The organism is Evansella sp. AB-P1 (genome assembly GCF_029688925.1).
GTDB lineage: Bacteria > Bacillota > Bacilli > Bacillales > Salisediminibacteriaceae > Evansella.
Map to the genome: position 1 here is coordinate 50,799 of NZ_JARUKY010000016.1, position 25,646 is coordinate 76,444.

At 35.2% G+C, this 25,646-nt stretch carries 24 protein-coding genes; 22 read left to right on the forward strand and 2 right to left on the reverse strand.

The annotated features are described in order from the left end of the window. The first annotated feature begins 13 nt into the window (after window positions 1–13). From mutL to hfq, 4 genes are read left to right on the forward strand one after another with little or no spacing between them, the layout of a single operon-like run. Complete coding sequence (mutL, locus tag QA612_RS16360; protein ID WP_278284887.1) at window positions 14–1,921, forward strand: DNA mismatch repair endonuclease MutL; 1,908 nt, start codon at window positions 14–16, stop codon at window positions 1,919–1,921. Window positions 1,922–1,956: 35 nt separating this feature from the next. Then, window positions 1,957–2,745 carry a class I SAM-dependent methyltransferase gene (locus QA612_RS16365; protein WP_278284888.1) on the forward strand — a complete coding sequence of 263 codons (789 nt, stop codon included), beginning with the start codon at window positions 1,957–1,959 and terminating at the stop codon, window positions 2,743–2,745. Window positions 2,746–2,754: 9 nt separating this feature from the next. Next, complete coding sequence (gene miaA / locus QA612_RS16370) at window positions 2,755–3,675, forward strand: tRNA (adenosine(37)-N6)-dimethylallyltransferase MiaA (RefSeq protein ID WP_278284889.1); 921 nt, start codon at window positions 2,755–2,757, stop codon at window positions 3,673–3,675. 46 nt (window positions 3,676–3,721) lie between these two features. Continuing rightward, window positions 3,722–3,955 (forward strand): RNA chaperone Hfq, encoded by a 234-nt coding sequence (gene hfq / locus QA612_RS16375; RefSeq protein WP_278284890.1) that lies wholly within the window; start codon window positions 3,722–3,724, stop codon window positions 3,953–3,955. 66 nt (window positions 3,956–4,021) lie between these two features. Here the strand turns inward: hfq and QA612_RS16380 are convergent, their stop codons facing one another. Beyond that, on the reverse strand, window positions 4,022–5,005 hold the full coding sequence (locus QA612_RS16380) for a tyrosine-type recombinase/integrase (protein ID WP_278284891.1): 984 nt from the start codon (window positions 5,003–5,005) through the stop codon (window positions 4,022–4,024). Window positions 5,006–5,203: 198 nt separating this feature from the next. Here QA612_RS16380 and spoVK point away from each other — a divergent pair, with 198 nt between their 5' ends. The 7 genes from spoVK (at window position 5,204) to QA612_RS16415 (ending at window position 13,794) form a co-directional block, all read left to right on the forward strand. Next, entirely contained in the window at window positions 5,204–6,142 is a 939-nt protein-coding gene (spoVK, locus tag QA612_RS16385; protein ID WP_278284949.1) for a stage V sporulation protein K, read from the forward strand. Continuing rightward, on the forward strand, window positions 6,142–7,449 hold the full coding sequence (gene hflX / locus QA612_RS16390; RefSeq protein ID WP_278284892.1) for a GTPase HflX: 1,308 nt from the start codon (window positions 6,142–6,144) through the stop codon (window positions 7,447–7,449). Before spoVK ends, hflX begins: the two co-directional genes overlap by 1 nt. Further along, window positions 7,433–8,686 (forward strand): methionine gamma-lyase family protein, encoded by a 1,254-nt coding sequence (locus tag QA612_RS16395; protein WP_278284893.1) that lies wholly within the window; start codon window positions 7,433–7,435, stop codon window positions 8,684–8,686. The genes hflX and QA612_RS16395 overlap by 17 nt, the downstream gene beginning before the upstream one ends. A 352-nt stretch (window positions 8,687–9,038) precedes the next feature. Further along, complete coding sequence (gene glnA, locus QA612_RS16400) at window positions 9,039–10,373, forward strand: type I glutamate--ammonia ligase (protein ID WP_278284894.1); 1,335 nt, start codon at window positions 9,039–9,041, stop codon at window positions 10,371–10,373. Window positions 10,374–10,834: 461 nt separating this feature from the next. After that, complete coding sequence (locus QA612_RS16405) at window positions 10,835–11,656, forward strand: sugar phosphate isomerase/epimerase family protein (RefSeq protein ID WP_278284895.1); 822 nt, start codon at window positions 10,835–10,837, stop codon at window positions 11,654–11,656. An 18-nt stretch (window positions 11,657–11,674) separates the two neighbouring features. Continuing rightward, window positions 11,675–12,682: an NAD-dependent epimerase/dehydratase family protein gene (locus QA612_RS16410; RefSeq protein WP_278284896.1), complete on the forward strand. Its 1,008-nt coding sequence runs from the start codon at window positions 11,675–11,677 to the stop codon at window positions 12,680–12,682. Window positions 12,683–13,059: 377 nt separating this feature from the next. Next, window positions 13,060–13,794, forward strand: coding sequence for a MerR family transcriptional regulator (locus QA612_RS16415; RefSeq protein ID WP_278284950.1), 735 nt, complete (start codon window positions 13,060–13,062; stop codon window positions 13,792–13,794). Between the two features lie 117 nt (window positions 13,795–13,911). Here QA612_RS16415 and lexA read toward each other — a convergent pair whose 3' ends face one another. After that, window positions 13,912–14,529: a transcriptional repressor LexA gene (gene lexA / locus QA612_RS16420; RefSeq protein ID WP_278284897.1), complete on the reverse strand. Its 618-nt coding sequence runs from the start codon at window positions 14,527–14,529 to the stop codon at window positions 13,912–13,914. A 190-nt stretch (window positions 14,530–14,719) separates the two neighbouring features. On the opposite strand from lexA, the gene yneA reads away from it, so the two are divergent. From yneA to copZ, 11 genes are all read left to right on the forward strand, one after another. Next, window positions 14,720–15,043, forward strand: a complete 324-nt coding sequence (yneA, locus tag QA612_RS16425) for a cell division suppressor protein YneA (protein WP_278284898.1) — start codon at window positions 14,720–14,722, stop codon at window positions 15,041–15,043. A 94-nt stretch (window positions 15,044–15,137) separates the two neighbouring features. Continuing rightward, window positions 15,138–15,371: a DUF896 domain-containing protein gene (locus tag QA612_RS16430; RefSeq protein WP_278284899.1), complete on the forward strand. Its 234-nt coding sequence runs from the start codon at window positions 15,138–15,140 to the stop codon at window positions 15,369–15,371. Window positions 15,372–16,018: 647 nt separating this feature from the next. After that, the gene (tkt, locus tag QA612_RS16435; protein ID WP_278284900.1) at window positions 16,019–18,016 is read left to right on the forward strand and encodes a transketolase; all 1,998 of its coding nucleotides are present in this window, start codon (window positions 16,019–16,021) and stop codon (window positions 18,014–18,016) included. 776 nt (window positions 18,017–18,792) lie between these two features. Continuing rightward, window positions 18,793–19,242 (forward strand): sporulation inhibitor of replication protein SirA, encoded by a 450-nt coding sequence (gene sirA, locus QA612_RS16440; RefSeq protein ID WP_278284901.1) that lies wholly within the window; start codon window positions 18,793–18,795, stop codon window positions 19,240–19,242. 118 nt (window positions 19,243–19,360) lie between these two features. Then, a complete protein-coding gene (locus QA612_RS16445; RefSeq protein ID WP_278284902.1) occupies window positions 19,361–19,573 on the forward strand; it encodes a YneF family protein in 213 nt (70 codons plus the stop codon). Between the two features lie 67 nt (window positions 19,574–19,640). Then, window positions 19,641–20,702, forward strand: coding sequence for a tRNA 2-selenouridine(34) synthase MnmH (gene mnmH / locus QA612_RS16450; RefSeq protein WP_278284903.1), 1,062 nt, complete (start codon window positions 19,641–19,643; stop codon window positions 20,700–20,702). A 48-nt stretch (window positions 20,703–20,750) separates the two neighbouring features. Further along, window positions 20,751–22,508 carry an ABC transporter transmembrane domain-containing protein gene (locus tag QA612_RS16455; RefSeq protein WP_278284904.1) on the forward strand — a complete coding sequence of 586 codons (1,758 nt, stop codon included), beginning with the start codon at window positions 20,751–20,753 and terminating at the stop codon, window positions 22,506–22,508. Then, window positions 22,505–24,304 (forward strand): ABC transporter ATP-binding protein, encoded by a 1,800-nt coding sequence (locus tag QA612_RS16460; RefSeq protein WP_278284905.1) that lies wholly within the window; start codon window positions 22,505–22,507, stop codon window positions 24,302–24,304. The genes QA612_RS16455 and QA612_RS16460 overlap by 4 nt, the downstream gene beginning before the upstream one ends. Window positions 24,305–24,321: 17 nt before the next feature. Then, window positions 24,322–24,762 carry an SRPBCC family protein gene (locus tag QA612_RS16465; RefSeq protein WP_278284906.1) on the forward strand — a complete coding sequence of 147 codons (441 nt, stop codon included), beginning with the start codon at window positions 24,322–24,324 and terminating at the stop codon, window positions 24,760–24,762. Between the two features lie 168 nt (window positions 24,763–24,930). Then, entirely contained in the window at window positions 24,931–25,200 is a 270-nt protein-coding gene (locus tag QA612_RS16470) for a metal-sensing transcriptional repressor (RefSeq protein WP_278284951.1), read from the forward strand. 54 nt (window positions 25,201–25,254) lie between these two features. Next, entirely contained in the window at window positions 25,255–25,461 is a 207-nt protein-coding gene (copZ, locus tag QA612_RS16475; protein WP_278284907.1) for a copper chaperone CopZ, read from the forward strand. Window positions 25,462–25,646: the final 185 nt, after the last annotated feature.

The window sequence follows — 25,646 nt, forward strand, 5'->3', positions numbered from 1 at the left end:
GGGTGGAAAAGATATGGGGAAAATATATCAATTAGATGATCAGCTTTCAAATAAAATTGCAGCTGGAGAAGTAGTAGAACGCCCTGCTTCGGTAATTAAAGAGCTTATTGAAAATTCTTTAGACGCTAATAGCAAACACATCCGTATCGATGTTGAAGAAGGTGGACTTTCTCTTATTCGTATTTTGGATAATGGGGATGGAATAGAGGAAGAAGATGTTGAAACGGCGTTTTTTCGCCATGCAACTAGCAAAATTAGAAACGATCAAGATTTATTTCGAATTGCAACTTTAGGTTTTCGTGGAGAAGCATTGCCCAGTATTGCATCTGTATCAAAGCTCATTTTAAAGACGAGTGATGGAACGAATAAGGGAACCGAGATTCGTTTAGAAGGTGGAAGAGTAACGTATAGAGGTTCTACATCCCCTCGAAAGGGGACAGAAATCACAGTTACAGATCTCTTTTATAATACACCAGCAAGGTTAAAATATTTACGGACTATACACACAGAGCTAGGTCATATATCAGATGTAGTAAATCGAATGGCACTAGCCCACCCAGATGTATCCTTTCACTTAACACATAATAACAAAACGTTATTAAAAACAGTTGGTAACGGTGACCTACTTCGGGTCATTACATCTATTTATGGTTCTGCAATAGGGAAAAAAATGGTTCGAATCGAAGGACAGTCACTAGATTTTACTATCAATGGGTATATAGCATTGCCAGAAGTATATCGTTCCAATCGTTCCTATATGTCAACGATTATTAATGGAAGGTTTGTTAAAAACTATCCATTAACTAAAGGAATTCAGGAAGGGTATCACACCCTTTTACCAATTGGGAAATTTCCTGTAGCAGTTCTTCATATAAAAATGGATCCAATTTTAGTGGATGTGAATGTTCATCCAGCAAAACTAGAAGTAAGGATAAGCAAAGAACAAGCATTACAAGACTTAGTGACAAAATCCATAAAAGAAGTCTTTCAGAAAACAAGATTAATACCTGAAGTTTCAAATGAGAAAAAACAAAGTAAAGCACGATCTGAGCAGCTTTCTTTTTCTATTCAACATGATTTAAAAGATAATCACCTTTTTAATGAACAAGGTTCATCTATGAAGAATCATACTTCTAGTTTTAATGAAGATGAAGTAGATGATATTCCTACAAGAACGAATTTGTTAGATAAAAGTATAGAAACGAAATTAGAGAATACAAATATTCCTAATCCTGATTCTCAACAACCTATTACGGTGTGTGAGGGGAAAGAACAGCAAGAGGGGGAACAATCAGCTCAATCAGTTCCTAACACAAGTAATGAAGAGGGAAACGAATATGCTGTCCCTACGTTATATCCTATCGGTCAACTCCATGGCACGTATATTTTAGCGCAAAATGACCAAGGATTATTTATTATTGATCAACACGCAGCTCAAGAAAGAATTAAATATGAATACTTTCGGGAAAAAATAGTAGAAGTAGATCCTACTTTACAAGATTTATTAATACCTATAACCTTTGAGTTTACTCAAGAAGAAGAGGAAAGAATAAAGGAACGGGGCAATTTATTAGAAACAGTAGGAATTAAGTTAGAAAACTTTGGAACGAGAACATATCTTGTACGTGCTCATCCTACTTGGTTTCCAAAAGGACAAGAAAAAGAGATAATTGAGGCAATGCTAGAACAATTAAAAGAAGAAGCTTCTATCGATTTAAAAAAGCTTCGTGAGGAAACAGCCATTTTAATGTCTTGTAAAGCATCGATAAAAGCGAATCATTATTTAACAAAAGATAATATGTTTCGTTTATTAGAAACATTACGGACGTGTGATGACCCATATACATGTCCTCATGGTAGGCCAGTCATAGTACATTATTCCACCTATGAAATGGAAAAAATGTTTAAAAGAATTATGTAATGAAAGGTAAATGTATGTTGAAAGTAGGAAACACTATGGAAGCTATCGTTACAACAGCTGGGCGTCCTTCCCTTTATACAATTGTGCAAGCAAAAGAAATAGCTAGAAAATTAGCTATTCCTTATGTAGAAAGAAATAAAAGGTCAGTGTCAGCTCTTATTAAAAACTATAAGGTTGGCGTTATTGTTGTAGGAAAGGACAAAGTATCATTTCAGTCTGAAACAGACGAGCAACCTTTTTTCTTTCACCCTAATTCTGCTATGTTTAGGGCAAAACGCTGGTTAAAATCAATGGATGATCCTTTCATTCAAGCCTGTCGATTAGAAGAAGGAGACTATTTTTTTGATGGTACACTAGGATTAGGCTCCGATGCTATCCTTGCTAGTCTTGCAGTAGGGGATTCTGGAAAAGTTATTGGAACAGAGCTTTCCCCTATTATTGCCTTTATCGTTCAAAATGGTTTACAAACATATGAAAGTCCTGTCACAGCTATTAACCTAGCACTAAGAAGAATTACCGTGTTACATATGTCGTATATGGATTGTCTAAAAAATATGGCAAACAACTCTATGGATGTGGTATATTTTGACCCTATGTTTGAGAATAAAGTAGTAGGTTCTGATGGATTAGATAAGATGAGAGCTTTGACAACAATAACTCCGTTGACGAAAGAAACTATAGTAGAAGCAAAACGTGTCGCTAGTAAAAGAATTGTTTTAAAGGATCACTTTCGAAGTGAACGGTTTTCACAATTTGATTTCAATGTTGACGTAAGGCCTTCTGCCACTTATCATTTCGGTACGATTGAGTTAGAAGAGAAATAGGTGAAGAATATGGAGAAATTAGTAGTTATTGTAGGACCTACAGCAGTTGGTAAAACAGCTACGGGAATAGCCTTAGCAAAAAAATTTCATGGGGAAATCATAAGCGGAGATTCTATGCAAGTATATAAAGGAATGGATATTGGTACTGCAAAAGTTACACCGCAGGAAATGGAAGGAATTCCTCATCATCTAATTGATATAAAACATCCTGATGAAGCATTCTCTGTTGCAGAGTTCCAAGAACGTGCTAAAAATTGTATAAAGGTCATAAATGATAAACACAAGTTACCTATAATTGTTGGCGGTACAGGGTTATATGTGAATTCTGTCATATATGATTATGATTTTTCCTCCTCTGATGGAGATGATCAATTACGAGATGAATTAGAAAGATACGGAAAAGAGCACGGTAACGAAGCATTGCATGCTAAATTAAAGGAGATTGATCCAGAAAGCTACTCTGAACTCCATCCTAACAATACCAGAAGAGTTATAAGAGCCTTAGAAGTTTATTATTTAACGGGAAAAACCATAGGCAACCGACCGAAGCAACCAGATATCTCCCCATACGATGTTGTAGTAATTGGACTAACTATGGATAGAGAAGCCTTATATGAACGTATTAACTTACGTGTTGACATCATGATTAATGAAGGTCTTATAGAAGAAGTTAGAGCATTATACGATAGAGGAATACGAGATTGTCAATCAGTCCAAGCAATAGGCTATAAAGAAATTTATTCTTACTTAAATGGAGATTTAACAAAAGTTGAAGCGGTGGAGCTTCTAAAAAGGAACTCAAGAAGGTATGCAAAGCGACAATTAACGTGGTTTCGAAATAAAATGAACATAACCTGGTTTGATATGACGAAAGGTCGCGAAAAAAAGCTTGAAGAAATTAATAAATTTATAGAAGGAAAGATGTTTTAAATAGCGAATATAGATAATAATGTGAAAAGAGGGAGGCCAACATAACATGAAACAACAACCAGTAAATATTCAAGATCAGTTTTTAAACCAGTTGCGCAAAGAGAACATACCAGTAACTGTCTTTTTAACAAACGGATTCCAGCTTAGAGGATTTGTAAAGAGCTTTGATAATTTTACAGTTATCCTAGATACGGATGGAAAACAACAGCTTGTGTATAAGCACGCTATTTCAACTTTTTCACCACAACGTAACGTACAGTTGAATCAAGAAAATTCGTAATTGGATAACATAATGATGAACTATAAGAGAAGGTGCCTCCATGTTTAGGAGGCACCTTCTCCACATTTAACTTTTATAGTCTAATGAATATGCAAGCTTCTCTTTACTTAATCTACTTGCCACTAGTTCAAGACGATCCAAAGGCTGTTTCGTTTCAAAGGCTAACTTATGTTGAATAGCTTCTTTGCTTACTCCATTTAAAAAAAGATTAATAATATATGATTTTCTTAAATACTGACAACTAATTTGACCTGTGAAACCTGCTCGTTTCATTTCTTGTCTAATCATTTTTTGAATAGCTACATCTGATAATCGTTTTCCACAATCATTTTCTATGTCCCATCGATATGTTCCCCTCTGATAATCGAATGCAATAAAAAAATGATGGGAATCGTATCGATTAGGTCGTAAAGCGATAGGTATTTTCATATAATATTCAAATAGCTTTCTTCTAGCATCCTGAGAAATGTCAATTTTCCTTTCCTTACCCTTACGACTAGTTAACTCCAATTCATTGGATGTAAAATGAATATGATTTATTGTTAATGATGTTAATTCTTGAATGGTTAATCCATAATGGAGGATAAGAAGAAAAATAGCTTCGTTTCGATCTTTGATCATATGTCGATATTGTTTTTGTTTGTCCGTTAATCCATTGTAGGATCGGAGAGTTTGAAAAATCCTTTTTATTTCATGCTTATTAAAAAAATGTATACTCTCATTTGATGAGGATTTTCTATTCGTTTGTTCAATTAATGATGAAAGTATGGTCACTTGCTCTTCTAATTGCTCATGTATAAACCAATTTTTCATTACTGATAAAATACGTCTTATTGTGTTTTGTGAATATAATTCTCCAGTGTTTAAATATGTATAGTAAGAGGAAAGTTCTTCAGTGGAAGGTAGACTAGTTGAGGAAGAACAACCTCTTATAGATTCAAGCCAACGGATAAACTGCATAAGATCATAACGATAACGCTTTAATGTACTTGGCTGTTTGTCATAGGATAAAATAATAATAAACTGGTCAACCTTTTTTACCAATTCCACCTTTTATCACCACATTTCAAGTATATTATATCTATTATAGTTGAAGCAGTTCCTTTTGTCTTACATGTAGAACTCGTACAAAAATAAAATATTGTAGGCAATTGTCACGAGTTCGTTTCAATTGCGTATAGTAGTTGTGGGTATATTGTTATAACTATACAATAGAGGATGGTGACCTCGTTGGAACAAGCAGCAAGAATGAGAAAAAGAGGGCAAATTAATATCGTTCTAAAAAAACAGACAGAAGAAGATCCTCTACTCTCCCATCAAGAATCGGACATGTTAGAAAAACCAGAACACATGGCTTATAAACAGGTTCAACAGGAATTAGATGAGTTTATAGGTCTATCTACAATTAAACAATTTATGAAGGAAATCTATGCATGGATTTACTTAAACCAAAAACGCCAAGAAGAAGGTTTAATTGCAGGGAAACAAGTATTTCATATGGTTTTTAAAGGGAACCCTGGGACTGGGAAAACAACGGTAGCTCGTCTAATAGCTAAGCTTTTTCGTGATATGGGTGTACTTGAAAAAGGACATTTAATCGAAGCAGAACGTGCTGATCTTGTTGGGGAGTACATTGGCCATACAGCACAAAAAACGAGAGAATTAGTAAAAAAAGCTATAGGTGGTATTTTATTTGTAGATGAAGCTTACTCATTGGCGCGAGGAGGAGAAAAAGACTTTGGAAAGGAAGCTATCGATACTCTTGTAAAAGCAATGGAGGATCAACAGCATTCGTTTGTTTTAATTTTAGCTGGTTATCCTAAAGAAATGGATCGCTTTTTAAAATTAAATCCTGGTTTACCTTCTCGTTTTCCAATGAAGGTTACATTTCCGAATTATACAATAGATGAATTAACAAAAATGGCTAGAAAAATGGTTAAAGAAAGAGATTATCAATTAGATAGTCGCGCAGAAGCTACTTTACAGGATATTTTAAAAATAACGAAAGATAAGGATGAAGAACATTTTAGTAATGGACGTTTCATTCGAAATTTATTGGAACGATCCATTCGAAACCAAGCTGTTCGTTTATTAGAAGAAGGGAAGTATAAAAAAGAAGATCTTATGACATTAAAGGGTATAGATTTATCTCACGCTTACTTTGATACAGATGTAAAGATGGACTAATGGAGGGACTTATCTTGGAAGATAAATCGATTTCAAAAAAAGAACGAGTACTAATCGTAGGATTAAAGACACAAAAAACGGTTGAGGAAGATTTTCTCTATAGAATGGAAGAATTAGAAGCACTCACAAGTACAGCAGGTGGAGTCGTCGTAATGGAAATGACACAAAATCGTGAGCATCCAGATAAAGCCACGTATATAGGTAGAGGGAAAGTCGAGGAGTTAGAGCTGATCATAGAAGAGAAGGAAATAGAGCTCGTTATTTTTAATGATGAGCTCTCTCCATCCCAGCTTAGAAATCTAACGACAAAAATTGATGTGAAAATAATAGACCGAACCCAGCTTATTTTAGATATATTCGCAAAGCGTGCGCGATCAAAAGAAGGTAAGCTTCAAGTGGAATTAGCTCAACTTAACTATTTACTGCCAAGACTTAGAGGTCAAGGTCATATGTTATCGAGATTAGGCGGTGGAATTGGAACGAGGGGTCCAGGTGAAACGCAATTAGAGGTAGATCAGAGACACATTCGGTCTAGAATGACAGATATTCGTCATCAATTAGAACAAATTGTTTCCCATCGTAATCGATATCGCAGCCGAAGGAAAAAGAACCAATCCTATCAGATATCACTTGTTGGTTATACAAACGCAGGGAAATCGACACTATTACATAAACTGTCTCAAGCTGATGTATACGTAGAAGACCAATTGTTTGCAACCCTTGATCCTACGACAAAAAAAATAAAGCTCCCATCTGGCATGGAAGTCCTATTAACTGACACTGTAGGCTTTATCCAACAGCTTCCAACGGCATTAATTGCAGCCTTTCGATCTACATTAGAGGAAGTGCAAGAAGCAGATTTAATTTTACATGTAGTAGATGCTGCTAATCCAGACCATCCAAATCATGAAAGAACAGTCCAACAATTATTAAAGGATTTGTCAGCAGAACAGATACCTATGCTTACGGTTTACAATAAGCGAGATTTATTAACGGAAGATTTCTTTTCGTATGCTGACGGACCTTCCGTTTTGATAAGTACTATTAAAGAAGATGACTTGGACAAGCTTAAAGAAAAAATTGAAGCTGTGATGGAGGAAACATTTTCACCTTACATTGTTCATATTCCAGCGTATGAAGGGAAATGGTTACACCGAATTCAGAAAGAGACAATTCAAATAGAACGACAGTTCCATGAAGAGAAGGAAGAGTATGTTATTAGGGGATATGCCCCTTTATCATCAGCAATATATAATGAAATGCAAAGTAGAACAAATAGAGGAGAAGAAGATGGAGAACGTAACTAAAAAGTTAGAATCATTTATAATAAATGCAGAAGAAGAGCTACAACCGATGTTTAGGAAACGAGAGAGAATCAGTGAAGCCAATCAACGGAAAGTACTTAGAGCATTCCGAGATAACGAAGTATCAGAGTTTCATTTTCAGCCTTCTACTGGATACGGATATGATGATGTTGGTAGAGAGACCCTTGAAAAAATCTATGCTCAAGTATTTGGGGGAGAAAAGGCAATTGTTCGTCCTCAAATAGTCTCTGGTACACATGCAATAAGTACAGCTTTATTTGGAGTCCTAAGGCCGAATGACGAACTACTCTATATTACAGGTAAACCATACGACACCTTAGAAGAAGTAATAGGTGTTCGAGGAGAATTAAATGGATCCCTAAAAGAGTTTGGTATTTCATATGAAGATGTTCCATTAAAGGATGGATCGATTGATTTTGAAAATGTGCAAAATAAGATAAATGAAAGAACGAAAGTTATTGGTATTCAACGATCGAAAGGTTATGACAATCGTCCTTCCTTTACTGTAGATCAAATTGGAGAAATGTGTCGTTTTATTAAAGAAGTAAATAAAGATCTCATCGTTTTTGTAGACAATTGCTATGGGGAATTTGTTGAATTACAAGAGCCGTGCCATGTAGGGGCCGACCTTGTTGCTGGTTCATTAATAAAAAATCCTGGTGGGGGAATTGTAAAAACTGGAGGCTATCTTGTAGGTAAGGAAAATCTTATTGAGAAATGTGCATTTCGATTAACAGCACCGGGAATTGGTCTTAAAGGAGGAGCATCCTTATATAGTTTATTAGAAATGTATCAAGGGTTATTTTTAGCCCCTCATGTGGTTAATCAAGCAGTAAAAGGAGCCATGTTTACTTCTAAGATCTTATCAGATATAGGCATGGATACTACGCCTGCATGGAATGATTCTCGAACAGACTTAATACAAGCTGTGTCATTTCCAACAAAAGAGGCAATGATTGCTTTTTGTCAAGCTATTCAAGCTTCATCACCTGTGGATGCTCACGTATTACCACAACCAAGTCCTATGCCTGGGTACGAAGACGATGTCATTATGGCTGCTGGAACATTTATTCAAGGAGCCAGCATAGAGTTTACTGCTGATGGACCTATTCGCCCACCATATACAGCCTATGTTCAAGGTGGCTTAACTTACGAGCATGTGAAAATAGGAGTTGTTGATGCTATCTCTTCCCTGTTTGAAAAGGGGTTTTTGGAATAGTTTAGAATATATTAACAAGTAATGATAAATAATGGTAAATAATAACTTTAGAAAAAATAATGTTAATAATTTTTTCTTATAAATTTCTAATAATAAATTTTCCCTAGAATCCTTGAGAGACAAGGATTTAGCAATTGTTAACGATGAATGTAAGAAAAATTACCATGTCAGAAAATCTGACATCAATTAACACAAAGCATCTTTTCTTCGTTACTATATACATAACGACAGAGAAACACGAACTTAATGTTATTAATCCATTAATAAGTTCGGTTTCCGAAGGTGCTAGGGCTTAAAGACAACCCTGTTGAACTTCGAAATAGAGTTATTTATCTAAGGAGGAAAAAAAGAAATGAGCAAATATTCAAAAGAAGACATTTTATCAATGGCAAAAGAGGAAAACGTACGTTACATCAGATTACAATTTACTGACTTATTAGGGATTATTAAAAATGTAGAAATTCCAGTGGATCAGCTTCCAAAAGCATTAGATAATTTAATGATGTTTGATGGATCTTCTATCGAAGGATTCGTACGAATTGAAGAATCCGATATGTACTTATATCCAGATCTTGATACTTGGGTTATCTTCCCTTGGTCTCAGGAGAAAGGAAAAGTTGCTCGTTTAATCTGTGACGTTTATAATCCAGATGGCACACCATTCGCTGGTGACCCACGTGGAGCATTAAAGAAAGTATTAGAAGAAGCGGAAGCACTTGGCTTTACAGACTTTAACATTGGACCTGAACCAGAGTTCTTTCTTTTCAAAACAGATGAAAAAGGTGAACCTACATTAGAACTTAACGATAAAGGTGGATACTTTGACTTAGCACCAGTTGACTTAGGGGAAAACTGCCGTCGTGATATCGTTCTTGAATTAGAAGATATGGGATTTGAAATTGAGGCATCCCATCATGAGGTAGCACCAGGTCAACATGAAATTGACTTTAAATATGCAGATGCAATTACAACATGTGATAATATACAAACATTTAAACTAGTTGTTAAAACAATTGCACATAAACACGGCTTACATGCTACATTTATGCCAAAACCATTATTTGGCGTAAATGGAAGCGGGATGCATGCTAACATGTCTTTATTCCGTGGAAAAGAAAATGCATTCTATGATGCAGACGCGCCTGGTCAATTAAGTGAGACTGCATTACAATTCCTTGCAGGTATCTTAAAGCATGCAAAAGCATTTACTGCAATTACGAACCCAACAGTTAACTCTTATAAGCGATTAGTACCTGGATACGAAGCACCTTGTTACGTTGCTTGGTCAATGAGAAACCGTTCTCCACTAGTGAGAATTCCTTCTTCAAGAGGGTTAAGTACTCGAATAGAAGTACGTAGTCCAGACCCATCAGCTAATCCTTATCTTGCAATGGCAGCTATGCTTTCTGCTGGATTAGACGGTGTACGTAATAAGCTTACTCCTCCTGCAGCAACGGACAGAAATATTTATGTAATGGATGAGAAAGAACGATTAGCAGAAGGTATCGATGCACTTCCTGCAACATTAAAAGAAGCTCTAGTAGCTTTAAGTAAAGATGAAATAATTGTTAGCTCTTTAGGTGAACACGTTTTAGAACACTTCATCGAAGCGAAAGAAATCGAATGGGATATGTTCCGCACTCAAGTTCACCCTTGGGAAAGAGAACAATATATGACGACTTACTAAGAGAAGAAACCCTTGATGCACATTGCATTGAGGGTTTTTAATTTTATTCTTCAGAATTTGTCTATATTAATCAATACGAAAATATTGTCAAAAAATAGACATCTGATATATCACACTTGTAATTTGTAATAAAATTCAGTAAACTATAGGGAACTACCATACTAGATTTTAATCATTATCTTTTTTTAGGAGGTGACAACATTTTTTGAATAAGGTGAATAAAATTGCGATTATAAAAGTACTTAACATATTCACTAGTAGTTACTTTTTATATAATTGCAAATATACGAAAAAATGAAAGCGATACCATTTAATGATTGTATTACTAAATAACTTCGCAGCTGGAATTATCATTATGTCATCATGAGAAAAGTTATTAATCAATTGAAGTGGAAATACACTGTATAGTTACTTAAATTTTCATCAGGATTTGATACAAAACTTTTAGGAGTGGTGAATTTATGAAATTAGCAATAACTGTTGTAAATGAAGCGTCTCAGCAAGCTCCGTTTGTCTTAAGAGGAGATTATATAGAAATGATTAAAGATGCAGCAAAAATTGGTTATGACGCAGTAGAATTGCACCTTTCAGACCCCAATGATATTAACATTCCAGAAATAAAGAAAGTATGCAAAGAGCTTGATATCTCCATCTCTTCTATAGGGACAGGATTAGCCTATGTAAGAGAAGGCTTATCTTTAACAAGCAACGATATGTCAGTGCAAAAAGAAGCTGTTAATAGAATGAAAGATTTTATTCAATTAGGGAAAGAATTAGAATGTGTCGTCATTATTGGTCTCATTAAAGGACTTATTAAGGATAATGAAAGCTATGAATCTTATGTATCTAGTCTAAATAATAATTTACGAGAATGCTTACAGATAGCAGAAATGAGTGGTGTTACATTAGTAATAGAAGCAGTAAATCGGTATGAAGGAGATTTCCTAAATACAATAAGTGAGTGTGTTGACTATATCGAACAATTTAATTCTGAGTATTTAAAAGTGCATATCGATACCTTCCATATGAACATAGAGGAAGATGATATTGGCAAAAGTATTATTCAAGCAGGTAATCGTATCGGGCATGTTCATATTGCTGATAGTAATAGACAATACCCCGGTCAAGCTCATTATAATTTTGAAGAAACAATAAATGCACTGAAAAAAATTGATTACAAGGGAGCATTATCTGCAGAATGCTTAAGTCTTCCAACCCCTGAGATCGCAGCAAGGGAAACGTATAATTACATCCGAAATTTTGTTTATGAAGAAATGGTATAAGTACTGGAGGTTTTTTAAGTGAAAGTATTAATCATCGGTGGAACAGGAGTAATAAGTAGCTGCATCGTAGAACAATTATTAGCCAAAGGACATAACATCTCTATTTTTCATCGTGGAACAACACCATTGAACTATGGTGGTAAAGTAGAAGAATTTATAGGTGACAAACAGAACAGTGAAGAATTTGAAAGAATGATGAAAAATTACCAATTTGACGTTGTTATTGATATGATTTGTTTTACGGTGGAAGATGCCGAGTTAACTATTGGCGTATTTAAAAATAAAGTGGAACAGATCATTATCACTTCATCTGTTGCGGCGTATAGACGTCCTTTAAATAGCTTACCGATTCAAGAAGGTCAAGAAGCGCTAACATACAACAAAGATTTTCCGTATGCTTTTCATAAAGCAGAAGTAGAAAGATATGCTAATAAAATGATAGAAGAAGAGGATATACCCATTACGATCATTCGTCCTTCTTTAACTTACGGTGAAAGGGGAAAGAATCTAGGGATATTAAGACAAAACTATAACATCATAGACAGAATAAAAAAGGGAAAGCCATTAGTGATGTTTGGGGACGGTACCGGACCCATGAGCTTTACCTTTGCTCCTGACTTAGCAAAGGGCTATGAAGCAGTGCTTGGAAACAAAAACACTTATGGGAAATCGTACCATATAACAAGCGAAGAAAGACGTATGTGGGACGACCTCTATTTAGAATTTGGTAAGCTATTAGGTGTAGAGGCAAAAATCGTTCACATACCATCTGAGATTCTTTTTTCATACGATCCGAACTTATTTGGACATATCTATTATGAAAAAATGTATGCTGGAATTTATGATAATGGAAAGATAAAAAGAGACTGTCCACAACTAAAGATGGACATGACATTGTCAGATGGATTAACGATGATGTTGAATTGGTATGAAAAATCAAATGCAGTAGTTGATGAAGAAAAGGATCAATTAGAGGATCGTTTAGTTTATCTTTATGAAAAATTAAGGAATGGTTTTAAAGAATAAGGCTAGTACAACAATTCCTTATACCTAATGAAAATCTAACATGTTGAATCCCCTTTTAAATAAAAACACATGCGATTTCTAACATAGTAGGAATCACATGTGTTTTTTGTTTATCATTTTTCAAACCCATTCCGTATGAAATATATATATCTAATCTTTACATCTGTTTATTCTGCCAATCCTTCTCACACCTGTCACCAATCACTCCCAAAAACAAAGATATCTGACAAAGTATTTATTTTGACTGTTGACTTTAATTCTACCTTGCTCCTTCCGTTACGTCATATGCTAATCTAAAATTATAATGATGAAGAGGGATGAATATGGAAAATAAAGAACCTGCTTTTACTATTAGTTAATTTGGGAAACGAGCAAGAATTACAGTAAGAACGTTACGTTTTTATGAAGAAATTGGTTTACTGATTCCTAATAAACAAAATAGTTCTGGTCATAGGTTGTATGGTTTAGAAGAACTGACGAAATTGCAACTAATACAGTCAATGAAGTTTTTAGGTTACTCATTACAAGAAATCAAACGTATAATAATGGATGATTCAAATGCTTTTGAGCAACTGACAAATTCCTTACCGATGCAACATAAACTCTTGTGTGAAAAAAGAAACGAACTGAATAAAGCTATAGAGGCGGTTGAACGTGTACAACTCATTATCGAAGAAGGGAAGCCAGTAACTTGGACTGTTATAACATCATTGCTTTTCCATTTGGAACATGAAGAAGAGCAAAAGGAATGGGCGAAAGAATATTTGTCAGAAGAAATCGCTAATGAATTCTTTAATCTTTCAAAAGAGCAACGGCAACAAATGGATATGGAAATGTTAGATTGGTTATCGTCATTGAAAAAGGTAATACAGGACGGTGTTTCTCCCAATTCCCCTGAAGCTTTTGAGGTTCTTATTAAATTGACAGAGTTGGCTACAAAACATGTTGAAAATAAAGAAGAACTAGCTGACCAACTAGAAAAAGCACAAGAATTAATGGAAACAGAGGTGATGGATTTTCAGTTCCCTACCATTTTGACACCAGAAGAAGAAGCTTTTTTAATAGAAATAGGGAAGTACATGGAAGCTTTATATAAAAGAAGTGAAAAATAATTAAGAGAGCAGGCTTTTTATAAGGTTTAATAAGATAGTAATTTTGAGGTTGGAAAATAAAAAAAAACGTCTAGAATATCCAGACGTTTTTTTGTAGAACTAGTATGACAATAAAATTTAGATGATGGATCTAAATACACCGATAACTTTTCCTAAAATATGAACGTTTGTTAAGAGGATGGGTTCTAATGATGCATTCTCTGGTTGAAGTCGAATATAATCCCTCTCTTTAAAGAAACGTTTAACTGTTGCTTCTTCCTCTTCTGTCATGGCAACAACAATGTCTCCGTTATTGGCACTTTGTTGTTGGCGCACGACCACATAATCACCGTCAAAAATTCCCGCTTCAATCATGGAATCCCCTTGAATTTCCAAAATGAATGAATTCTCATCGTGTACAAAACTTGCTGGAAGGGGGAGATAATCCTCCACATTTTCAATGGCAGTTATAGGTTGTCCAGCTGTAACTTTTCCGATAACAGGTACATAAATAGATGGGGTTTCAGACACACGATCTTCATTCATTCCCATAATTTCAATTGCCCTAGGTTTCGTAGGGTCACGACGAATGAGGCCTTTTTTTTCAAGCCTTGATAAATGTCCATGTACTGTAGAACTTGATGCTAATCCTACAGCTTCACCAATTTCCCTTACAGAAGGTGGATACCCTTTTACTTTCACTTCATCTTTTATGAAATCTAATATATCTTGCTGTCGTTTTGAGAGATTTGTCATATTTACACCCCATTCTATAGTATCTTTATTTAAAAATCGTTATGTATTTTAATAACAAACAATTAATTACAGGAACATTATACCATGTAGGTACTTCGAATACAAACGTTCGTTCTATTTTTATTGTTGACACGAACTAGTGTTCTTGGTAGAATGAATACGAACAAACATTCTACTTGAGGTGATATATATGAAAATAGGAAAATGTATTATGGGAAAAATTGATGCCTCCGTTGGTATTCTTATATTATCGATTGCTCTTTTTTGTTGGACTACAATTAGCTCCGCTGATTCTTCATCGGAAGAAACAAATTACATAACAACGGAATGGACTGTCTCTGAAGGAGACTCTATATGGAGCATTGCATCAAAAAATAGAATGGATGATGAATTACCAATTGAACAATTAGTAGAGTGGATTAGCATGGAAAATAACATTGAAAATGGAAAGATATATCCTGGTCAAAAAATAGATGTACCAATACAGTTACACACTTTTGCTTCAAATAATTAGTGAACAACTACGATGATTATTATTTTTCACTTGAAACAGAGACAATACTTTTGTACGATGTTTAATATGTTAGGAAAGTAATGGAGGGACTGTCGTGTTAAGCAATGAAAAGCTTCAACGAATAAATGAATTAGCAGCTAAATCTAAAAAAGAAGGCTTGACGCTTAAAGAACAAAAGGAACAGAAAGAATTACGAGAGGCATATTTAAAAAATGTTCGAAAATCATTTAAAAACCAGTTGAAATCAGTGAAGGTAGTGGATGAAAAAGGAAATGATGTAACTCCTGAAAAGCTAAAAGAAGAAAAGAAGAAAGATTCCTTTCATTGAGTAACAATTAGGATCCTATGAGACGTAAATTTATCATGGGATCTTTTTATATTTATATTACCCTAACAATGTGTGGTGAAGAAGACACCATGAAAAATTGACGGATGTCGTACTTATACCACTGGTTAAAGTGTTCACCGGTATCGGATGAACTCATCTTAGAAAGAATATTTTCATCCTCCTGCAAAATAATCACTTGCATAGGAGGTCTACCCTGAAAATAAGTGTTATCGAACTTAGCAGTATTAACAAATAAAGGTTATGTTAAACATTCGTTCCACACCACTTCGCTTTCACCGCAAGGGTATAAGTGCGACATCTGCTCTGCTTCACTTTCGTTCGCAATCACAGTGTCTTCTTTACCGCAGACGACCTGCCAAGCCTCCTCGGTCGTTCCACTCATTCCAATTGGATTAAAATTATTTTCATCCCTCATGGTGCAAGTTTTTATTTGTATGTAGGTCAACCCTAAATGAATTCATTTCTTTTTTAAATCAAAATATTTTTTGAAGGAAATTGTTAGAATATAGTTAAAACGATAGTAACATTAGAGGAAAATACGTTAAATAGTGTTGTTTTAAATAGAAAGAAAGTATATGATGTAAAAAGAAATTGTCAACATACGAAGAGAAAGGAATGTTAATTTTATGGTAGATAAAATTGAAGCTTTATCTATAGGTACAATACGTACCTTATCTATTGATAGTATTGAAAAAGCTAATTCAGGACACCCAGGAATGCCAATGGGGGCAGCACCGATGGCATATACATTATTCTCAAAGTATATGAACCACAACCCAAATAACCCACAATGGTTTAACCGTGATCGCTTTGTTCTTTCAGCAGGACATGGATCGATGCTCTTATATAGTTTATTACATCTTCATGGTTACGACGTATCACTAGATGATTTGAAAGAATTTAGACAGTGGGGAAGTAAAACACCAGGACACCCAGAATACAAGCATACACCAGGTGTAGAAGCAACAACAGGTCCACTAGGACAAGGAATTGCAATGGCTGTTGGTATGGCAATGGCTGAACGACATTTAGCTGCTACTTATAATAAAGAAGGATATAATGTTGTAGACCATTTTACATATAGCATTTGTGGAGATGGAGATTTAATGGAAGGTGTTTCAGCTGAGGCTGCTTCATTAGCTGGACATTTAAAGCTCGGTCGTCTTGTTGTTCTTTATGATTCAAATGATATTTCACTTGATGGAGATTTACACCAGTCTTTTTCAGAAAGCGTGGAAGATCGTTTTAATGCGTATGGATGGCAAGTAATTCGTGTAGAAGATGGGAATGATCTAGAGGATATTGCAAAAGCAATTGAATCAGCACAGAACGATGAACGTCCAACCTTAATAGAAGTGAAAACGGTTATAGGCTATGGATCTCCAAATAAGAGTGGTTCTAATGCTTCTCACGGTGCACCACTTGGAGCAGAAGAAGCAAAAATGACGAAGGAAGCTTATAAGTGGACATTTGAAGAAGATTTCCATGTTCCTGCAGAAGTAAGAGAACATTACAAAGAACTAGCTGCAGAGGGTTCACGTAAAGAACAGGAATGGAATGATTTGGTTGATAGCTATAAGAAAGAATACCCAGAGCTAGGAAATCAATTAGTAACAGCCATGAATGGTGAGCTTCCACAAGGGTGGGATGAAGACTTACCAGTTTATGAAGTTGGGGATAAATTAGCAACTCGTGAATCAGCGGGACAAGCACAAAATGCATTTGCTAAAAATATTCCTTATATGTTTGGTGGATCGGCAGACCTTGCTTCTTCCAATAAAACAATGTTAAAGAATGAGGAAGACTTTTCTAGAAATAATTATGCAGGGCGTAATATTTGGTTTGGTGTAAGAGAATTTGCTATGGCATGTGCAGCAAATGGCATGGCTTTACATGGTGGAGTAAAACCTTATGCATCTACATTCTTTGTGTTCTCTGACTACTTACGTCCAGCGGTTCGTTTATCGGCACTTATGGGTGTACCAGTAACGTATGTGTTTACACATGATAGTATTGCAGTGGGAGAGGACGGTCCTACACATGAACCTGTAGAACAACTTCCTGCATTAAGAGCTATGCCAGGTATTTCTGTAATTCGACCATGTGATGGTAATGAAACTGTTGCAGCATGGAAAGTAGCTTTAGAAAGTACAGACGAACCAACAGCACTTGTCCTCACTCGACAAGGATTACCAACGCTTGAAGGTACAAAAGAAGCAGCGTATGAAGGGGTTAAAAAAGGTGCATATGTCGTTTCAGCAGCAAATGGAGATGCAAACGGACTTCTTTTAGCAACAGGGTCTGAAGTTTCATTAGCAGTTGAAGCGCAAAAAGCATTAGAAAAAGAAGGCATCTATGTCTCTGTCGTAAGTATGCCAAGCTGGGATCGTTTTGAAAAGCAGTCCAAGGAATATAAGGATGCAGTACTACCTCCAAACTTAAAGGTTCGTTTAGGAATTGAAATGGCTACAAACCTAGGTTGGGAACGATACACAGGTGACCAAGGATCTGTATTAGCTATCAATGGATTTGGAGCATCTGGTAAAGGTGATAAAATAGTTAAGGAATATGGTTTTACTGTTGAAAATGTTGTAGCGCAATTTAAACAGCTTTTAGAGCAGTAATTGTTTCCAATATTAACAATAGAAAAAATAATAATTGAGGAAGACTGTCTTTAGTAATTTAAAGGCAGTCTTTTTAATATTTGTCTACCCTGAAAATAAGAATTGATTCTGGAGTGAAAGGCAGCGACTCAATCGACGAAACTTCAAATCCACTACCCGTTGTCTCGACGGATGAAGCTATAGAGCAACACTATACATAGGTAGATAATAAAGTGTGCACCACAACTGGAAATTCTAAAAATTCATGATATGTGATAGGTAAGAAGACGGATGAACGATCGAGATCCTGCGCATTGTTGGTTTGCAGGTTCATTGGCGGCTCTCTATATGCCTGCAAATCTGCTTTTTCCCTTTTGCAGGTTCATTGGCGACCTCCTATATTCCGGTAAATGTTGTTTTTCCTACTCCGGGAACTTTGGCCGACTCTTTCTTTCGTCTACCCTGAAAATACGCGGGATAAAAGTTGAACGAAGTATAGACAAAAATAGTTATTTTCATCCCCCATGGTGCAAATTTTATACTTGCATCAAGGTATACCTTGAAAATAAGATTAATTCAGTAGTGGAAGGCAGCGACTCCAACAACGAGAATATGCTTCACAAATAAACTGCAAGTTGTCCCGACGCAAAGAACATCAGAAAGACTATCATATAATTGCCATACCTAATTATAATACGACATAATAAGTCAAGTTTATCCTACAAGGAATGACAAACTTTCTACTAATTATTAGATAGAATAAAAGGAAGTAGGAAAATCCTTGGAGGTTGATCATAATGCGAGAATATGACATTTATATCATCCGAGACGAAATTGCAAATGAATACTTTGGACAAGAGGATAAAATCTTTCATTTATTTAAAGAGAACCGTTATGCAAAGGGAAGATTAAAAGACGTTACTGATAAACAAATTGACTATATTATTAATCATATAAACACGAATAAATTACACAATATCATTATCAACAAGCTAAGTAAAACACCAGGCTTTTCAATGGACCATAATAAGTACTTTGTTCGCATGCCTGGGAAAACTAGTCAAGCTGGACTTTATTTAGAGGAAAAGAAAATAACGTTATTTTCTGAGGGTACCTATGATGCAGAAGCGTGTTTTTTTGAAATATTACGGTTTTATCATTCTTATTTTATTGCTATGGAATTTGATGAAAAACGCTACGGATGGCTAAAACCAATAAGAACTTTAGAATTCGTTCACCACTTGTAGTCATATTTCGAGTTTTTTTGTACAAGCTCTTTAATTGTACGAGACTATGGGTTATAATGGATAAGGTTATTACATGGATGAACTTATGGAGAACACCAAGAAGGAGGGTCACCGGAAAATGTGGGTAAATATTTTAGTCGGTGTCATTGCTCTGTTAGCAGGGGTTGCACTAGGCTTCTTCATTGCTAGACAGTATATGATGAATTATATGAAGAAGAATCCACCAATTAATGAAAAAATGCTTCGCATTATGATGATGCAAATGGGTATGAATCCATCCCAAAAGAAGATCAACCAAATGATGAAAGCGATGCAAAATAATACGAAGTAAAAGGAACACTCCTTTAAGGGGTGTTTTTTAATATCGAATAACTCTTAATTAAAAGTAGGTAATATATATGACAGAAAACACCTTTCATCCCCAAATTGAATATTCGAAATTAAATAAAAACAGCATGTATGTCATTGATGTAAGATCCCCAGAAGAATTTGAAGAGTTTCATATTCCAAATTCCATTAATGTTCCACTTTTTTCAAATGAAGAAAGAAAAGAAATTGGAACGATATATAAACAGGTAAGTCCAGGTGCAGCCAAAAAAAGAGGTTTATTTTATTACGCTAATAAGCTACCACAGCTTTATGACTCGTGGATCGAACTAGAAGAGAGATACAATGGGAAACACCCAGTTGTAATGTGCGCCCGTGGTGGAATGCGAAGCAGAGCATTTGTTTCCATGATGCGAACGATGGGAATAAATGCTTTTCAGCTCACTGGAGGAATTCGTTCTATCAGAGAGGATGTTCGAAAAAAGCTAGAATATTTTTCTACTGTTGATTGGAACTGTATAGTTATAGCCGGAAATACAGGCACTGGAAAAACAGAGTGGTTAAGAAGGTTAAAGGAAAAGAATTATCCTGTTATTGATTTAGAGGGATTTGCAAATCATCGAGGTTCTATCTTTGGACATATAGGTTTACCTAATCAATCACAGAAGCAATTCGAATATGAGCTGGTTCATGCATTAAATCCGAATGTAGAGTCAAAGACTATTATAATAGAGGCAGAAAGTAAGCGAATAGGAAAAATTATTGTTCCTCCCTTTTTAATAAAGAGAAAGGAAATGGGACAGGTAATTGAAATAGTAGATTGTATGGAAAAAAGAGTAGAACGTATAGAAAAAGAATATAAACCAACTATGTACCATGAAGAAATCATTGAAGCTTATGCATGTATCAGAAAAAGACTTTCGAAGGATGCGCAACTAGTAATTGATGATTCCTTTAGTAAGAAAGACTACAAGGAAGCTTTTACTTCTTTGTTATCTAACTATTATGATCCGAAATACGATTTCAAAATGCGAGATTATCATTCATCTGACTATTGCACAATTAATATATCAAAATTAACTGATGCTGAAGCTTTACAAGGGATAGAATCGCATATAAAAAGATATCTTTAGTAAGACATCATTAGACGGTAACAAACATAGAGAAATGAGGTGCAACGGATGCGTGTTTTCAAGGATTTAATGTGGTATTTTAAATTAGAAAAGTGGAACTACGGTGGAGGAATTCTAGTATTGGCTCTCGTTTCTTTATTATCATTATTTCCACCATATATTGTTGGCGTGATTGTAGACCACATTGATAATGGAACTCTTACAGAAGGAATATTATTTCGATTGATGTTCATTTTGTTTATTCTAGCAATTGTTGTGTATGTTTTAAGGTACATATGGAGAATTTTAATTTTTGGACCAGCTATAAGATTAGCAAGATTACTTCGAAATGAACTATTTGAACATTTTTCAAAAATGTCACAATCTTTTTTTCAGAAGAGGCGAACAGGAGATTTAATGGCACATTCCACAAATGATATACGAGCTGTAGAGCAGACCGCCGGAGTGGGGGTCCTTACACTCATAGACTCCATTACAATGGGTGGTTTTGTTATTATTACAATGGCATTAACCATTAGTTGGGAGCTTACTCTCATTGCGTTAATTCCAATGCCATTTATGGCGTTAGCAGTAAACAAATACGGAACGATGCTACATAAACGATTTTCGAAAGCGCAGGGAGCCTTTTCTTCCTTAAATGATAAAGTACAGGAAAGCATGTCTGGTATTCGTGTAACAAAAACATTTGGCTATGAAGAGGAAGAGGTTGCTTCATTTAAAAAAGAGTCCGATCATGTTGTTGAAAAAAATGTGCAGGTAGCAAAGGTAGATGCGTTATTTGATCCAACAATCTCCATTATCGTAGGGTTTTCGTTCTTTCTATCTATCGTATTCGGTGCTAGGTATGTGGTTTTAGACGAATTGACCATCGGACAGCTAACAAGCTTTACCGTATATTTAGGCTTACTCATTTGGCCAATGTTAGCCTTCGGTTGGTTATTTAATATCGTTGAACGTGGCCGTGCTTCTTACGATCGTGTTTCGAATCTATTAAAAGTAGAACAAGATATTGTTGATAAAAAAAATGCAATAACAGTAGTACCAGAGGGGGATTTACAGTTTCAAATAAATGAATTCACCTATAAAGAAGGGGAAGATGCAACCTTAAAGGATATTTATTTTCACCTTCACCGAGGGGAAACCTTAGGTATTGCAGGCCGTACTGGTAGTGGGAAAACAACATTGATAAAATCGCTTTTGAGAGATTTTGATATAAAGAATGGAAATGTGTTGTTTGCTGGTAGACCGCTTGATGACTATACAATAGATGCTTTACGTTCTTCTATTGGGTATGTACCACAGGATCACTTTTTATTTTCCGCAACCATTGCAGATAATATTGCCTTCGCAAAGCCGGATGCTTCCTATAGCGAAATCATTGAGGCTGCAAAGCTGGCTGCTATTCATGAAGACATTAGTCGTTTTGATGAAGGATATGAAACAATTGTTGGGGAACGGGGAGTTACCTTATCAGGAGGGCAAAAACAGCGTATCTCTATTGCAAGGGCTATTTTAGCTAACCCAGAAGTACTTATTCTAGATGACTCGTTATCTGCTGTAGATGCTAAAACAGAAGAACAGATTCTCCAATCATTGCGACGTATTCGGAGAGGAAAAACCACTTTAATTACAGCACATCGTTTAAGTGCTATTAAACACGCAGATTTAATTATCGTATTGGACCAAGGGGAAATAATGGAACGTGGGGATCATCAAGCATTAATGGGACAAAAGGGTTGGTATAAACAAATGTATGAACATCAACAGTTGGAGTCCTTAGTAGAAAGAGGGGGGATGTCGTCATGATTGAACGACATAAACATTTACTCATTCCTTTACCTCAAAAGACTGTGTTTAGTAGACTATTATCCTATGCAAAACCACATTGGAAATGGTTAGTGATTGCATTTCTTTTACTAATTGGAGGAACAAGTGCACAAATTTTAGGGCCAATTATTATTAAAGTATTTATTGATGATTATTTGACCCCACGAATATTTGATTTACAGCCACTTTTGTTCCTTGGAGTAACATATATTATGCTATACATTCTAGCAGCTGTAATGAATTATGCACAGCTACTTTCCTTTCAAAAAATTGCTTTAAAAATCATTCAGCAGCTTCGAATTGATGTTTTTAGTAAAGTAGAACGATTAGGAATGTCCTTTTTTGATCAATTTCCTACAGGTGGACTTGTATCGAGAATTACGAATGACACAGAGCAAGTTAAAGAGCTCTATGTAAGTGTTATGGCTGTGTTTATTCAAAACATAGTATTTTTAATCGGTATCTTTGTTGCTATGTTTGCACTAAACGTTCAATTAGCCTTGTTCTGTTTAATTATTCTCCCAATGATTTTAGTGATCATGCAATTATATCGCCATTTTAGTTCAAAGTATTATGCAGAAATGAGTGAAAAGCTTAGTCAACTTAATGCCCGTTTAAATGAATCCATTCAAGGTATGACAATCATTCAAGTTTTTCGACAAGAACGACGAATGAATCGAGATTTCCAAAAGACGAATCAAGAGCACCATGAAGCGTGGTTTAAGAGTATCAAGTTAGATGGCCTTCTTTTACGACCTGCAGTAGATTTTATTTCTATTATGGCATTAGTTCTCGTTCTAAGTTTTTTTGGCATTACCTCTCTAAATAGTCCTGTTGAAATCGGGGTTTTGTACGCTTTTGTCAATTATTTAGATCGTTTCTTTGAACCGGTAAATCAAATGATGCAGCGTCTCTCTATATTTCAACAGGCAATGATCTCTGCTGGTCGTGTATTTAGGCTAATGGATCATGATGAAATTGCTCCAATAAAAGAAGGGGAAAGTGAACCGAAGATAGGGAATGGTGAAATAGAGTTTAAAGATGTTACCTTTTCTTATGACGGAAAGCAAAATGTGTTAAAGAATATTACCTTTACAGTGAAGGAAGGAGAAACATTAGCTCTCGTTGGACATACTGGAAGTGGGAAAAGCTCAATTATTAATCTTCTCATGAGATTTTATAAGATAAAACAAGGAGATATATTACTTGATGGTGTAAACATCAAGGAGTACGAAGATCAAGAGCTTCGTGAAAAAATGGGGTTAGTTCTTCAAGATCCTTTTTTATTCGTTGGTGATATTAAGCATAATATTCGTCTTTTTGACAAACGTATATCTGATAATGATATAGTGGAAGCAGCAAAATTTGTACATGCACATCCCTTTATAAATCGACTTCCTAAAGGGTATGAAACCCCTGTAGGGGAAAGAGGTTCTACGTTTTCAAGTGGTCAAAGGCAACTTTTATCCTTTGCTAGGACGATGGCAAAGAATCCCAAAATCCTTATTTTAGATGAAGCTACTGCCAATGTAGACACGGAAACAGAAACGGAAATTCAAGCAGCATTAGAGAAAATGCGCCGTGGTAGGACTACAATCGCAATAGCGCATCGTTTATCTACAATTAAAGATGCAGATCAAATCCTTGTCCTCCATCAAGGGGAAATCGTAGAACGAGGTACTCATCAGGAATTATTACAGCAACAAGGGCTGTATCATAAAATGTATCTTTTACAGCAAGGAGCAGAAAAATTGGAAGAAATCACAGTGGAATAATTAGATAGGAGGATACTATGGCTGAATTAAAAGAAGAAATGACCATTAATTTACCAATTAGAAGAGTCTTTAATTTTTTATCTGATCCAACAAATAGAATTGATATGTATACAAATGTTGTGGAAGTAAAAAAATTAACAGAAGATATGAATGGTGTTGGATCTAATTATGAAGAAATAAGACAATTATCTAATCGAAGAGTAGGATCACAGTTAGAGTTAGTTGAGTATGAAAAGAATAGTAAGGTAGGAATCGTAAGTGATGCTAATGGATTGAAAATATATTATTACTATAAGCTTGAAGCAGTAGAAAAAGCGAAAACTTTCGTTACTTTCATAGGATCTGTACAAGCAACTACCTTACGAACGAAAATCTTGAAAAGATTATTAGTAAACATGTTGAAAAAAGAAGAAAAGGACCATCTATTACTCGTAAAAAAACATCTTGAAGATAAATAAATGGGGAATAGCTATCTTCTTTTATCTTGAAAGTTTTATGATTAAGGGAATATTAGTGATGGGAATTGACAAGAGATACTTATCAGGGGTATGGTATAAGAGATGAGGTGATCATGAGTGGAGAAAGAGTTAAATATACCATTAAGTGTAAATAAAAAGCCCGCTGCAATGAGATCAGAGGAAGAAAAGAAAGAACTTATACAGCGGTTAAGAAGAGTAGAAGGACAAGTACGAGGAATTCAACGGATGATTGAAGATGATCGGTATTGTGTTGATGTTTTAGTACAATTATCTGCTATTAATGCTGCATTAAAAAAGGTTGGGTACCACTTATTAGAAGATCATACTCGTGGTTGCGTGTCTCACGCTGTTGCTAATGGTGACGGTGACGAGGCTATAAATGAGTTAATGAAGGTCATTCAACAATTTTCAAAATAACTCATATAAAAATTATTCCTAAAATGTAAAGTATAATGAAGGAGAGTGTAAATTATGAAAAAAGAGGTTATTAAAGTCGAAGGTATGACATGTGGTCATTGTAAGTCTTCCGTAGAAGGAGCTTTAACAAAGTTAGCTGGAGTATCTGCCGCTGAAGTTAATTTAGATGCTAAAAATGTTTCTGTTGAATATGATGAAAGTGCCGTTACTGTAGAACAATTGAAAGAAGAAATTGAAGAGCAAGGCTTTGACGCTGTATAATTAGTATCTATTCAAATGGATACAGTCTACCCCGAAAATAAGTATCGGTTCAGCAGTGAAGGGTGACGACTCTAGCGACGAGGAAATGCTTCACAAATAACCTTCAAGTTATCTTGAAGCTTATATAACAGAGCATTAATAGAAGAGGAAGAGACAAGACACTTAAACACATGGCAATCTTTAAG